Source organism: Psychroflexus curvus (genome assembly GCF_020164585.1).
Lineage (GTDB): Bacteria > Bacteroidota > Bacteroidia > Flavobacteriales > Flavobacteriaceae > Psychroflexus > Psychroflexus curvus.
This window is the reverse complement of the sequence record NZ_JAIQZF010000003.1, coordinates 66478-80407: the sequence shown is the minus strand read 5'-3', so window position 1 is coordinate 80407 and position 13930 is coordinate 66478. Positions and strand designations below refer to the sequence as shown.

Here is a 13930-nt window from a genome sequence, read left to right as displayed (position 1 = left end):
TATGTAGACTTTGATTGATTTTCTCGCCTTTTTTGAAGAAATGCCAATTTGGATGAAACTGGCTTGGGTAATTGGTGTTTTGGCCCTTTTCTGGATACTGGAAGGTTATTACAGATTGACTGTAATGACCTATAAAAAAGTACAACATGCAGGGGTTAATTTCATTTTCTTATTCTTTACCATGCTGATCAATGTGGGGTTTGGAGCGCTTACCTTAGGTGTGTTTTTTTGGATCGAATCCAATCAGTTTGGGCTTTTGCACCTCATCGACTTACCTCCTGTTGCAGAACTGCTCTTAGCGATTTTGACCTTAGATCTTATCGCTCAATATGGGGTTCATTATTTCCTCCATAAAGTCAAGTGGATGTGGCGCCTGCACATCGTTCACCACAGTGATACCAAAGTAGATGTAACCACAGGAACAAGACATCATCCCCTGGATTTCACCATCAGGGAAACAGTTGCCCTGATGACTGTAATGCTTATGGGAATGCCGATTGCTTATTACTTATTCTATAGAATAGTAAGTGTATTCTTTACCTATTTTACACATGCCAATATTGATTTAGGACGCTTAGACAAGGCCCTAAGTTATGTAGTTGTGACTCCTAAAATGCATAAATTTCACCATCACCACGAAATGCCCTGGACAGATACCAACTTTGGAAACATGCTTTCTATCTGGGACAGACTCTTTGGCACCTTCGTATATGCTGATCATACCAAGATCAAATATGGTTTAGATATCGCAGATGAAGTCAGGGATGAAGATGTTTTCTACCAGCTAAAGATTCCTTTTAACAGAAGTGGCAAACAAAATCCTGGAACAGGATTCTATTCAAACCCGGAATGATTCTTCGCCCCCTCGCGTGAGGTATGCGAGTGGAAATCCCGCAGCCCCCAAAGCTTTGGGGGAGGAATTGAAACGGGCAGACCGACCCTACCCAAAGCCATCGGATTTGGGGAGGGGCACGCCCTAGTTATTAATAATCCAGTAAGTCCTGAATTTTCACTTTTACTTTTTCGGTACTTGGAATCATGGTTTCTTCCAAAATGGAATTCAGCGGAATAGCAGGCATATTTTCGGATCCGATGGTCATTACAGGAGCATCCAGGTACTGGAAACACTGCTCTTGAATTTTGCCACTGAGTGCTCTGGCAAAGGTATTGTCTGAAGGTTCCTCGGTGACCACTAAACATTTTTTGCATTTTTTAACCGATTTCATGATGGTTTCTTCGTCCAGGGGATGAAGCGTTCTCAGGTCTACAATTTCAATTCGGTCCTGCAATCCAAGTTCCTGAGAGGCATTCATCGCCCAGTGCACACCCATTCCGTAAGTGATGATACTCAGGGTTTCCTCGTTATCCTGCGGCCATATCTCCTGTAAAACCCAGGCTTTTCCCAGGGGAAGCACGTAATCCTCTGCCGGCTCTACGCTGGTTGCGCCTTTGGTTCCGGGTACCTTGCTCCAATACAAACCTTTGTGCTCAAAAATTACTACCGGATTGGGATCATAATATGCCGCTTTCATAAGCCCTTTGAGGTCTGCCCCATTACTCGGATACACGATTTTGAGTCCGCGAATATTGGCAACCACACTTTCAACAGAGGACGAATGGTATGGACCTCCACTTCCATAAGCCCCAATAGGCACGCGTAAAACCATGGAGACCGGCCATTTTCCATTGGATAAATAGCAGCTTCGACTCACTTCGGTGAACAGTTGATTGAGTCCGGGCCAGATGTAATCTGCAAACTGGACCTCCACGATAGGCCTGAGACCCACGGCAGACATGCCCACCGTAGACCCTACGATAAAGGCTTCCTGTATAGGTGTATTGAACACCCGATGGTCACCAAATTTCTGAGCCAGGGTTGCGGCTTCTCGAAACACACCTCCCAGCCTGCCTCCTACATCCTGTCCATAAAGCAGGCATTCCTTGTGTTTCGCCATCAACTCTTCGATGGCAAATAGAGCACAATCCACCATCACCACCTTTTCGGCTCCTTCTGGAGAGCGTTCGCCCTGCTCCTCGGTAATGGGTGTGGGAGCAAAATCATGGGTGAATAAATCCTCTGGCCTGGGGTCTTCAGCCTGCAAAGCTTCCCGGTATCCTTTTTCTACCACTGCCTGAGCAGCTTTTTCGATGGCCTGAAGCTCATCTACAGTAAATCCGTTATCCAGAAGCTGCTGTTTTAATTTGGGGTACGGATCTCTGGTTTTGGATTCTTCGAGATCGTCTCTGTAAAATTCCATTCGAACGCCGGAGGTATGGTGATTGAGCAACGGACACCGGGCATGTACCAAAAATGGTCGTCTTTCTTTCCTCACTGTCTCCAGAACCTTTTCAAATGCTGTATACGATTCTTCAAAATCGGTCCCGTCAATGCTTATAGCTTCCAGACCGTGAAAACCTTTAGCATAGTCGAAGGCGTTCTGCGCCCGGGTTTCTTTGGCATTGGCTGAAATATCCCAGCCATTGTCCTGTACTACATAAATAATTGGCAACTGCTTCAAGGCAGCCATTTGGAAAGCTTCTGCAATTTCGCCTTCGGTGACGGAAGCATCACCAAGCGAGCATAGCACAATCCCCCTAGCCCCCAAAGGGGGAACCTCAAAGTTTAAGTCCTTTCCTTTGGAAAGTCCCGACGCTTCTGAATGGGATAGACCCTCTTCTTTGTACTTCATCCCTAATGCCGCCCCCGTGGCAGGAATGGCCTGCATCCCTGTGGCAGAACTTTGGTGCGGAATTTTGGGTTTGTCATCATCTTTAAGGCTGGGGTGTGAATAATAGGTTCGACCTGCGGAAAAGGGATCGTCCTTTTTAGCCAGAAGCTGAAGCATCAAATCTTTGGGCTGCATGCCAATAGCCAGCAAAATCGAATCATCTCTATAATAGGGATACGCATAATCCTGAGGCAAAAGCTGCATGCCTACCGCGGTTTGTATGACTTCATGCCCGCGAGAGGTGGCGTGTACGTATTTGGAAACCACCTTAAAATTATCCTCAAAGAGTTCTGTCATCGCTTTGGCAGTGACTAAATTTTTAAAGGCTTTTTTGAATATGTTTTTGTTCATTGTTCTTTTTTTTAGAATCAGGAATCACGACGTTTTGAATCTTTCAAATTTATACGCATATGTCTTTTTATCTCTCTCAAAGTCGCAAAGGTGCTAAGCTTACTATATCTTTAGATTATTGACGATTCGTGTGATTCCATTTTTAATAAGCGATTCATTAAAATTGATTAGTAAGCCTAGCTTTAAGTTAGTCAATTTTAAATAGGTCAAAACTTGTTTTGGATGAACAGGAGCGATGCTTTCGACTGATTTTAATTCAATAATAACTTTATTATTTACAATTAAATCTGCTCGAAAACCCAATTGCATTTTTAAGTCATCCCATATAACTGGAATAGGTTTCTGGCGATCGACATTTAAGTTTAGTTTTCTCAGTTCAAAATACATGATTTCTTCATAAACAGATTCTAAAAGACCTGGACCCAACTGAGTGTGAATTTGATAAGCTGTATTCACAATAATTTTCGATAATTGGTTCTCATCCATGTTGCACCCCTTTTATTGTTTTCTGCGGCTTAGCGACTTTGCGTGTAATTTTAGAATCCTCCAAATAATCTGCAATCCTTAATTTTTGATAATTGAATCTCATTCCATTCACTGTTCACTCTATTTTGCGTCTTAACGACTTTGCGTGAGGTTTTAAGAGTACTCCAAATAATCCGCAATTCTTCTTAAAAAACTTCCCGCCAAATAACCGTCGACAATACGATGATCAAAGGACAAGGATAAATACATCATCTGCCTGATTTCTATTTGATCTCCGTCTTCGTATTCTATAACCTCAGCTCTTTTCTTTATAATTCCCGTAGCTAATATGGCTGCCTCCGGCTGGTTGATAATGGGTGTTCCCATCAAACTCCCGAAAGTCCCCACATTGGAGATGGTAAACGTACTTCCCCGCGTATCATCACTGGTGAGTTTGTTATCCCTGGCTTTTGCCACGAGAGCATTAACCTCTTTGGCTAAGGTTTTCAAATCTTTTTGATCGGAATTCTTAACCACAGGGACAATCAGATTTCCACTTGGCAAGGCGGTTGCCATTCCGATGTTGATATCCTCCTTTACAATGATGTTATTTCCGTCCAGTGAGGAATTAATCATCGGAAAATCCTGAATGGCCTTTGTGACTGCCTGAATGAAAAGTGGAGTGTAAGTTAATTTCTCACCGGTTTCTTCCTGAAATTTAGTCTTGTTTTCGTTTCTCCAGTTGACCAGTTTGGTCATATCTGCTTCTACATAAGCCGTGACATGCGGCGAAGTGTGTTTGGAAAACACCATATGATCGGCAATCATCTGTCGCATCCTGTCCATCTCCACAATCTTGCCTTTTCCTTTGTCAAATTGTAAATCAGGCACCTGAAAACCTGAGGACGACTCAGGCTCTGTCTGAACAAACTGAGCCGGTCTTCCGTCTTCTAAGTATTTATAGATATCAGATTTTTTCAATCGGTCATCGGCTCCGGAAGCCGGAATCCTGGCCAGTTCTTCGTAGCTGATGTGGTAATCTCTGGCAATTTTTTCAACCAAAGGAGAATAAAAAGACGAATGAGCCCCTCTTCCGTCTCCCCCAAGGGGAGAAACTTCTCCTTTCTCTCTCTTTTGTTGAGGAGTTTGAGCAGTGGTTTTTTGCTCCCCTTTCCTTTGGAGAGGGGTTGGGGGTGAGGATTCCCCTCTTCCGTCTCCCCCAAGGGGAGAAACTTTCTGTTTCCCTCTCTTTTGTAGAGGAGTTTGAGCAGTAGCTTTTTGCTCCCCTTTCCTTTGGAGAGGGGCTGGGGGTGAGGATTCCCCTCTTCTGTCTCCCTCAAGGGGAGAAACTTCCCCTTTCTCTCTCTTTTGTTGAGGAGTTTGAGCAGTGGTTTTTTGCTCCCCTTTCCTTTGGAGAGAGGTTGGGGGTGAGGATTCCAGAATCGCAATAACTTCGCCAATTTTAACTATTTCCTTAGCTTCAAACCTGATTTCAATAAGCCGTCCCGAACATGGCGCAGGCACTTCGTTATCGACCTTATCTGTTCCTACCTCAACGAGGATATCGCCTTCCTGAAAACTATCCCCTTCATGGATCATCCAGTTCAAAATAGTGCCTTCTGTAATGCTTTCTCCCATTTTGGGCAGCTTGAATTCTAATGTTTCTGAGGTGTTATTATTGTTATTCATATTTTATATTTTCTCGCTATCTACCCCAAAATCGTAAAGAATACTGAGGTTTCAGGTTCTTCTCTTTTCTAATTTCACGCCAAGTCGCTAATTTTTCTGTATTCTAATAACTCACATCTCAGCTCATCTAAATAGTATTGATCTGACACAAAGTTCTTACAGTATGTTCTATTGTCTTTTCTCTATTGTCTAACTTCTCATCACTACACACTAACCTCTCCTTACTACCCTCTATTCATTACCATGCTTAAACTCATTCAATGTCTTGTAAAAATCTTCCTGTTCTGGTCTATGTTCAGGACGTTCCCGAAGCGGCTCCACGGCTTCCAAACTGTCATGACAATCGGCAGGCAACTGCTGATATAATCGAGTTCCGGCAGTTTTCCAGGCGATCATCTCATCGGACACCTCTTTTATGATTTTAGCGGGGTTACCTACCACCAAACTTCGCCTGGGGATTATGGCTTCTGCTTTGACGAAAGTCATCGCACCCACAATACATTCATCACCAATTTCAGCATCGTCCATGATTACTGAATTCATTCCGATCAGACAATTCTTACCTAAGTTGGCCCCATGAATGATAGCTCCATGTCCTACGTGAGCCCCTGTTTTCAATACGATCGACTTCCCGGGGAACATATGAACGGTACAATTCTCCTGAACATTCACACCGTCTTCCAGTATAATCTCACCCCAGTCTCCCCGGATGGCTGCCCCCGGCCCTATATAACAGTCTTTACCAATAATCACATTTCCGGTGACCGCTGCCTGTGGGTGCACGAAACTGGATTCGTGAACGACGGGGATGTGGTTTTTGAATTTGTAGATCATATTGAGGAAAATTAATAAGTAAAAATGGTATCAGACGAAAAGACATAATTGATTAATTCAAGGTATTTTTAAAATTTGAAATCATTGCTTGTATTTTTTAGATTTTTTCTACGTATTGATTGAATGTTGTTTCACTAATATAATTTAAGTCGAATGCGCAAATTAATTGTGTTTCCCATTCAAATGAAGATCCCAAGGCTGTTTCTAAATACTGAACAAAATGTTTATTTGAATCTCTTGCAGAGCCTTCTGCAATATTTGAAGCAATTGAAACTGAACATCGTCGTAATTGGTTTGATAGACCATAAACTTCAGTTTTAGGGAATTTCTCTGTAATACTATATGTTTCACTTACTAAACTTCTAGCCTCTTGCCAAATCGTCAATTTCCTAAAATTATGCTTTAATGCCATCATTTATCTTTTTGTCCTTTCTTCAATTAGTCATATCTACTTCTTCTTTGTATTAATCCTTAAACCTCTTCAGCTTCTCTTTCGTAAACGAGCTCAGCACCAGCTTACCGCTGATTTTTGCGCGTTCTATCAATAACTCATCCCAGTCTTCGGTTCCTCTCCAAAACATCTGTTTCATATGCTTTACCGCTTCGGGGTTATATTCACATAGATTTTTAGCGAATTCTGAAACCGCAATATCCAGGGCTTCAGTAGTCTCATAAACGTTTGCAAACAAGCCTTTATCCCTGGCCCATTCAGCCGGATAAAAGGTGTTGGCGTCTATAGCAATCTGTGACATACCGCTCACACCCAGCTTTCGCTCCACAGCCGGACCCACTACAAACGGGCCTATGCCTAAATTGAGCTCACTCAGCTTGATGGAGGCGAATTTGGTGGCCAAGCAATAATCCATTGAAGACGCGAGGCCTACGCCACCGCCAACGGTTTTTCCCTGCACACGACCAATAATGAATTTAGGACATTTACGCATGGCGTTGATGACATTCGCAAAACCACTGAAGAATTGCTCTCCGGTTTTTTCGTCTTCAATAGAAATCAATTCCTTAAAGCTGGCACCGGCACAAAACGTGCGGTCTCCGCCAGACTTTAAAATAATCACTAAAACTTCATCATCCTGACCGACTTGAGTGATAGTACCAGCTAACTTAGCTAATATATCACTGGGCAGTGAATTATGCGCCGGATGAAAGAATTCTATCGTTGCTATCCTGTCCTGAATATCTTTTTTAACGTAGGGTTTTGTCATAATTTAGTGTATTTCTCAATCGATTTCGAATGTTCTTCAAAACTAATGATTGTTAGTATGATAAGCAATTACAATAGTTTAAATTTAGTAGTTTTGGAATAAATAACTAATCAGCTTAATTTTTTAAAATGAAAATCATCCCTGTCCTATTTACCTTATTTTTTCTTTTAACGGCTTCCCTTTACTCCCAAGAATATGACGAAACTTATATAATTGCTAGAGGATGCAGAAATGTTGGGGGAAACACGGAATTAATGAATTGTTTTTCAAAACAAGTATCCAATTTATTTAATCGCAGTAAAAATAAAAGGTTAATCAGTGAACTAAATCCAGGAATAAACAAATTCAATCTGACTTTTGAAGTTCAGTATGATAAAACTATCAAGTTGACTCACTTGAACTCCCTCAATCCTTCACTAAAAAAAGAATTTGAGAGAACGCTTAATAAAATGAAAATCTTGGAGCCTGCGATGCAGAAAGGTGAGGCCATTTCAGTGGCACTCCATATACCAATCACCATTGGCACAAAAACAACTGGAGTCTATGCTTACCATAAGATGAGTCAGATAACAGACAAAAATGATTATCCAGGCAACGAAAAAATCTTTCCCAGAATTGTCATAGGCTGTATTTATGAAGAGGGTAAAAAAGATTTTAAACGTTCCAGCGACTATTTACTGAACTTCCTTTTCAATACTATTGATCCGAATCAGATTGATTCACTTTTGAAACCAGGAATGAACTTATTTGAAATTAAAATTGATTATAATCAAAACGATGAGTTGACTAAAATCACATCTCTTTCCAGTAATGAAAAATTAAATACCATTTTTGAAGAAAATATCGCTAAAGTTTTTCAAGAATCCGAATTTTTAAGCCCTAGAAAAGACGATGTAGCTTATGCAGGTGAAATGATGTTTTATGTGTTCTACATGAAAAATTAGTCACTTTTCTTTTCTAAATCAATCCAAACTGTTCAAAATGATGATTGAAATGTTTTCGATTTAATAGTTTCCATTCAAAAGCCGTAAGCTCTCCAAAGACAGCATTTTTAGTAGTGACGTCGGGATGCTCTCTAAAGAACACTACAAAAGCTTCATAGGCTTCCAGCAGGGCTTTTTTAGCTTCTTCGAGATTCTCATGCTTGAAATCCTCCAGCCCTTCTTTTTTCATCAAAGGCATCTTGTAGCCTTGTGGCATTTTCTCGTAATTGTACAAGGTTTCCTGTACCTTTTCGAGATACTCCTCCGGTGTAGCCACTTCAAAATTGGAGATTTCACCAGTGGCTATTTTTAAAGTCATTTCCAAATGCTCCAGCATATGTTGTGGAGTCATCATTCCCCATTGAGGCTGACGTTCCTCTGAAAGTGCTTTTAGCTTGCTTTCAATAAAACCTCTGTCTATGTCATGAAACGTGGTCTGCTTCTTTTGGACCATCGTCAGAATGGTAGCGATAGCGACCAGTTTATCGTCTTCTTCGATGGCTTCCGTATCGAAGACCTCCACGTACCATTTCACAATGCCGCTCGGGAGCTCCTTTCCTTTTTGATCTCTGTCCACCTTTTCTTTACAAGTCAGTCGCACATGAATCGTATCGTTGTGATACAGCGGTCTCAAAAACCGAATCTCTTCCAGGCCATAATTGGCTGCAACCGGACCTTTGTTCGGGTAAACAAACAATCCCGCAGCTGCCGAAATAATAAAATAACCGTGAGCGGTTCGCTGCTCAAAAATACTGCCTTCTAAGGACGTAATATCAGTGTGCGCATAAAAATGGTCCCAGGTGAGGTTTCCAAAATTGATGATATCGGTATCGGTCAAGGTTCGGTTATGGGTTTTTAAGGACATTCCCGGCTGTATGTCTTCCCAGTGATAAGCAAACGGATGCGTCTCGGTTTCTTTATAATCGGCTTTGGGCTGATAAATTCCTGTGATTTCAGTCAGGGTCGTCGGGCTTCCCTGGATGGCACAACGCTGCATAAAGTGTTTGATACCGCGTTTTCCTCCCATTTCTTCTCCACCACCTGCTCTTCCTGGACCACCATGGACCAGATTTGGCAATGGCGAACCATGCCCCGTGCTTTGTTTGGCAGATTCCCGGTTGATGCACATAATTCTTCCGTGATGAGATGCTGCTTTGAGGGTATAATCACGCGCTATAGCATCGTCATTGGTGAATATGGAACTCACCAGAGACCCCTTCCCTTTTTTGGAAAGCTGAATCGCTTCTTCTAAGGTTGTATATGGCATCAGTGTACTTACAGGACCAAAAGCTTCAGTCACATGAGCCGCTTCATTTTTGAAAGGCTCGTGTTCGCGCATCAAAATCGGTTTGATAAAAGCTCCTTTTTCGAAGTCAGCATTGAGGGTTTCTGCATTATTAAAATCGCCATAGACTAGTTCAGCTGTTTTTGAAATTTCACCAACTGCTTTTTTAACAGCTTCCACCTGTTTTCTATCGATCAGACTTCCCATGCGAACCTCCTTCAGTCTTGGGTCGCCTAGTGTAATTTTATCCAAAGCCTTACCCAGCGCAATCTGAACATCTTCAATTAAAGATGCCGGAACGATAGCACGACGAATTGCCGTACACTTCTGACCGCATTTTACCGTCATTTCATTTCGCACCTCACGAATGAACAAATCAAATTCTGCTGTTCCGTGCACGGCGTCCTCTCCCAGAATTGAAGCATTCAACGAGTCCGCTTCCATGGTGAACGGAACGGATTCCTCAAGCAGTCTCGGGTGGCTTTTCAATAGTCGCCCTGTAGTTGCTGAACCCGTAAAGGTTACTATGTCCTGAGATTCAACATGGTCTAGAATAGTTTTCTCGGTTCCTGAAATCAGTTGCAAAGCTCCTTCCGGTAAAATTCCGGATGCGATGATTTCTTTGACCACCGCTTCGGTTAAGTAAGCCGACTGCGGCGCCGGCAGAACCACCGCAGGAACACCTGCCATCCAGTTCACCGCACATTTCTCCAGCATACCCCACACCGGGAAGTTAAAGGCATTGATATGCACCGCCACCCCTTCTTTAGGCACCAGAATATGATGGGCCATAAAGCGTCCGCCGTGCGACAAATCGATAGGATCTCCTTCCACATCAAAAGGCTGATTGGGAAACAATTTTCTCAACGAGGCATTGGCAAATAAATTTCCAAAACCCCCGTCGATATCAAACCAGGAATCCCGCTTGGTAGCTCCCGTGCGGTAACTTAATTCGTAGAAGGCTCTTTTTTTCTTTTGAAGGTAGAAGGCTAAGGATTTCAGCATATTACCGCGTTCCTGGAAAGTCATTTTCCGGAGTGTATCTCCCTTTTCACGACCATAGGCAAGGACTTCAGGAATATTGAACCCGTCTACATTTATAGAAGTGAAATGTTCTCCGGTAATGGAATCATAAATCGGCTGATCTTCACCTTTTCCCTGAGTCCATTGGCCTTGTATATAACTTTGTGTGGTTTGCATATTTAGTATTTTAAAATGTCGTTTAATGTCTTTTTTAGATGATCGAGTTGTGAAGAGCTAATGTTACCGAGTTTCTTTTTGAAGCGTTCTTTAGCCAGTGAACGAATATGAAAAACCATGACTTCTGATGTTGTTTTCAATCCATTAATTTGAGTGGGGTTCAAAACTAAATTACCTTCAAAATTATGAATTGAACTTGAAAGTGGACAACCTATTACAACGCCAAGATTTGTATTTAAAGTATTTCCACTAATTACGACAAGAGGACGGTTCCCGCCCTGTTCGCTACCCTTGATAGGGTCCAGATAAACTTGCCAAATTTCTCCCTGTAAAATTGAAACCTGACTAGTTTTTTCCATCAATTTCTTTGTCAAAATCTTGTAACATTTTATAATAATCTGCCATCCCTTCTTCCGCCATAGCCATGATATCCTTGTCTTTTGCAGCACGCTTGAATGATTTTGCATACTTGGCTTTTTGGATTTCGTCCAAAAAAAGTTCAAGCGCCTTCTCTATCAACTTGTTTTTCGGAAGTTTCAACTCTTTAGACGTTTTGTCTAAATCTTGAAGCAATTTGTCTGGAAGTGAAGATGTAAATGTCGTCATAATCAAAGTTTTACCAAATATAATAATTATTTACGGATCATATTTATAAAACATAAATACAAAAAAACTAATTTAACTCACATTCTCAATCACAGCAGCATAGCCCTGTCCAACGCCAACGCATCCCGAATCGCGTTGCACTCGGGACTTTATCGAATCATTACATTCTCGGCACTCAGCATGGCTAAACTCTTTCAATAATAGCAGCGTAACCCTGTCCTACTCCAACACATCCCGAATCGCAAATGCTCTCGGGACTTCGTTTACTCAGCATATTAAACTCTTTCTATTACAGCTGCATAACCTTGGCCAACACCAACGCATCCCGAATCGCAAATGCTCTCGGGACTTCGTTTACTCAGCATATTAAACTCTTTCTATCACAGCTGCATAACCTTGGCCAACACCAACACACATTGTAATTAAAGCATATTTTTTATCAGTTAGCTGAAGCTGAAGTGCTGCCGTATGGGCTAATCGGGTTCCGGTCACACCCAGCGGATGACCAATCGCAATTGCACCGCCATTCGGGTTGATTCGCGGGTCATCATCTTTCAACCCCCAGGCCCTGATACAGGCTAAAGATTGAGCTGCAAAAGCTTCATTCAACTCGATGATATCCATATCTTCCATTTTCAAACCTGCTTTTGCCAAAGCTTTATTGGAAGCCTCCACGGGACCGATGCCCATAATTCTTGGCTCTACACCCACAACAGCAGAACTTAAAATCCTCGCCATGGGCTTCAAATTATAAGTATCAATAGCCTTTTGCGAGGCTACAATGGTAGCGGCTGCGCCATCGTTTAGCCCTGAGGAATTTCCGGCAGTTACACTCCCCTCTTTCCTAAAGGCTGGTCTCAGTTTACCTAAGACATCCAGTTTGGTTTGAGGTTTTACAAACTCATCCTGGGCAAAAATCAGATCCTCCTGCTTGCGTCTTGGAATATGTACAGCAATAATTTCTTCCGCCAAACGACCATTTCCCTGAGCCTTACTGGCTTTCATTTGCGAGTGATAGGCGAATGCATCCTGGTCTTCCCGCGAAATTTTATGAATGTCGACCAGGTTTTCTGCCGTCACTCCCATGCCATCGGTGCCGAACATCTCATCCATTTTGGGATTGACAAATCGCCATCCGAAACTCGTATCGTACATTTTGGCATCATTCCCGTAAGCTGAGGAGGGTTTTGCAATCGCATAAGGTCCACGAGTCATGTGCTCGACTCCACCAGCGATGAACAAATCGCCGTCCCCTGCCTTTATCGCTCGGTTGGCGTGAATGATGGCAGAAAGTCCGCTGCTGCATAATCGATTCACGGTTTCACCAGGCACCGAATGGGGCATTCCTGCCAAAAGCGAGCACATTCTGGCTACGTTTCGGTTGTCTTCCCCGGCCTGATTGGCGCAGCCCAGGATCACATCGTCAAAGGCTTCTTTGGGTATGGAAGGATTTCTGTTCAGTATCTCTTTGATGACCAGAGCTCCCAAATCATCTGCTCGGACAGGCGAAAGCGTACCTTTGTAGTTACCAATCGGTGTTCGTATCCCGTCAATTATATAGGCATCCATATGTCGTTTTTTGTTATTTATCTTGGGCGTTTACAGGCTTTTTGTTTCAAGTCCTCTTCCCCAAATGGTTGGGGACTGCGGGCTTTCCACTACAACCTGCCTGCCGGCAGGCAGGTCCTTAACGCAAATTCGTTTTCAATTTATAAAATTTAATTATCATTTAATTCCCACTCTTTGGAAGTCCTAAACACTACGCCCTTAAAAAGGGCAACAATTTCTTCTTCTTTTTTTACTTCTACATAATGAAAGCCAAGTCTGTTTTTGGTGACCTCAACCTTAGATTCTGCGGTAATGTAATCATCAACATGTAAGGCTTCGATATGATTGATGGAGGTTTCTATCGAAACCGCATATTTTCCATAGGTATTAGCCGCAAAGCCAAAAGCGGTGTCTGCCAAAGCATAGCTAATGCCGCCATGCGCTTTTTGCATTGAATTGAGCATCTCCGGGCGTATCTTCAAGCCCACTTTGCATTTCCCTAAACTCACCTCCAGAATTTCAATTCCCAGCCAGGTACTGAAGGGATCTTGGGAGAGCATCTTTTTAGGTATTAGGTTGTAGGACATAGGTTGTAGGTTTTAGGTCATTTATTTGTTTCTTATTCTTTTAGAAATTGAAGCACGTAAGCTGCTAATCATTTTAGCCAACTCAACTAAGTATTCTCGATTTGCTTCATTTATCTCTTGACTAATGTAGTTTCTTTGGAAAGCTTTTGTACTGCAAGACACACATTCATGTAAGCTATGATAAGCATTTCCAAGATAATTATGAAACTGTTTATCTGTTCCAGCTGAGCCTTCTGCAATATTTAAGGCGATAGAATCGCTAGCTCTTCTTAATTGTGAAGTCAATCCAAATTGCTCTTCTTTTGGAAAACATTTTGTTTGCTTATGAACAACTTCACCAAACTCCATTGCTTTTTGATAGATTTTCAAATCCTCAAATTTAAAATGATACTTGGAATTCTTCATTTCTTAGCTATTTTTTCCTACTATCTAA

At 42.1% G+C, this 13930-nt stretch carries 14 protein-coding genes; 2 read left to right on the top strand and 12 right to left on the bottom strand.

The window, feature by feature from the left end:
• The first annotated feature begins 10 nt into the window (after positions 1–10).
• Positions 11–853 carry a sterol desaturase family protein gene (locus LB450_RS04685; protein WP_224486702.1) on the top strand — a complete coding sequence of 281 codons (843 nt, stop codon included), beginning with the start codon at positions 11–13 and terminating at the stop codon, positions 851–853.
• Between the two features lie 130 nt (positions 854–983).
• On the opposite strand, the gene LB450_RS04680 is transcribed toward LB450_RS04685, so the two are convergent.
• The 6 genes from LB450_RS04680 to LB450_RS04655 all read right to left on the bottom strand — a co-directional run bounded on the left by LB450_RS04680 (position 984) and on the right by LB450_RS04655 (position 7288).
• Entirely contained in the window at positions 984–3080 is a 2097-nt protein-coding gene (locus tag LB450_RS04680) for an alpha-ketoacid dehydrogenase subunit alpha/beta (RefSeq protein ID WP_224486701.1), read from the bottom strand.
• A 102-nt stretch (positions 3081–3182) separates the two neighbouring features.
• Positions 3183–3566, bottom strand: coding sequence for a GxxExxY protein (locus LB450_RS04675; RefSeq protein WP_224486700.1), 384 nt, complete (start codon positions 3564–3566; stop codon positions 3183–3185).
• A gap of 153 nt (positions 3567–3719) precedes the next feature.
• A complete protein-coding gene (locus tag LB450_RS04670; RefSeq protein ID WP_407692571.1) occupies positions 3720–5144 on the bottom strand; it encodes a dihydrolipoamide acetyltransferase family protein in 1425 nt (474 codons plus the stop codon).
• Between the two features lie 321 nt (positions 5145–5465).
• The gene (locus LB450_RS04665) at positions 5466–6068 is read right to left on the bottom strand and encodes an acyltransferase (RefSeq protein WP_224486698.1); all 603 of its coding nucleotides are present in this window, start codon (positions 6066–6068) and stop codon (positions 5466–5468) included.
• 97 nt (positions 6069–6165) lie between these two features.
• A complete protein-coding gene (locus tag LB450_RS04660) occupies positions 6166–6480 on the bottom strand; it encodes a four helix bundle protein (RefSeq protein WP_224486697.1) in 315 nt (104 codons plus the stop codon).
• Positions 6481–6532: 52 nt separating this feature from the next.
• Entirely contained in the window at positions 6533–7288 is a 756-nt protein-coding gene (locus LB450_RS04655; protein WP_224486696.1) for an enoyl-CoA hydratase/isomerase family protein, read from the bottom strand.
• A 449-nt stretch (positions 7289–7737) separates the two neighbouring features.
• Between LB450_RS04655 and LB450_RS04650 the strand changes: the two genes are divergently transcribed.
• Positions 7738–8232: a hypothetical protein gene (locus LB450_RS04650; protein ID WP_224486695.1), complete on the top strand. Its 495-nt coding sequence runs from the start codon at positions 7738–7740 to the stop codon at positions 8230–8232.
• Positions 8233–8245: 13 nt separating this feature from the next.
• Here the strand turns inward: LB450_RS04650 and paaZ are convergent, their stop codons facing one another.
• The 6 genes from paaZ to LB450_RS04620 all read right to left on the bottom strand — a co-directional run bounded on the left by paaZ (position 8246) and on the right by LB450_RS04620 (position 13902).
• Positions 8246–10756: a phenylacetic acid degradation bifunctional protein PaaZ gene (gene paaZ / locus LB450_RS04645; RefSeq protein WP_224486694.1), complete on the bottom strand. Its 2511-nt coding sequence runs from the start codon at positions 10754–10756 to the stop codon at positions 8246–8248.
• 2 nt (positions 10757–10758) lie between these two features.
• Complete coding sequence (locus LB450_RS04640; protein WP_224486693.1) at positions 10759–11115, bottom strand: type II toxin-antitoxin system PemK/MazF family toxin; 357 nt, start codon at positions 11113–11115, stop codon at positions 10759–10761.
• Entirely contained in the window at positions 11102–11362 is a 261-nt protein-coding gene (locus LB450_RS04635; protein WP_224486692.1) for a ribbon-helix-helix domain-containing protein, read from the bottom strand. Before LB450_RS04635 ends, LB450_RS04640 begins: the two co-directional genes overlap by 14 nt.
• Positions 11363–11728: 366 nt before the next feature.
• Entirely contained in the window at positions 11729–12931 is a 1203-nt protein-coding gene (pcaF, locus tag LB450_RS04630; protein ID WP_224486691.1) for a 3-oxoadipyl-CoA thiolase, read from the bottom strand.
• A 149-nt stretch (positions 12932–13080) separates the two neighbouring features.
• Entirely contained in the window at positions 13081–13497 is a 417-nt protein-coding gene (locus LB450_RS04625) for a PaaI family thioesterase (RefSeq protein WP_224486690.1), read from the bottom strand.
• A gap of 21 nt (positions 13498–13518) precedes the next feature.
• The gene (locus LB450_RS04620; RefSeq protein WP_224486689.1) at positions 13519–13902 is read right to left on the bottom strand and encodes a four helix bundle protein; all 384 of its coding nucleotides are present in this window, start codon (positions 13900–13902) and stop codon (positions 13519–13521) included.
• Between the last annotated feature and the right edge of the window lie 28 nt (positions 13903–13930).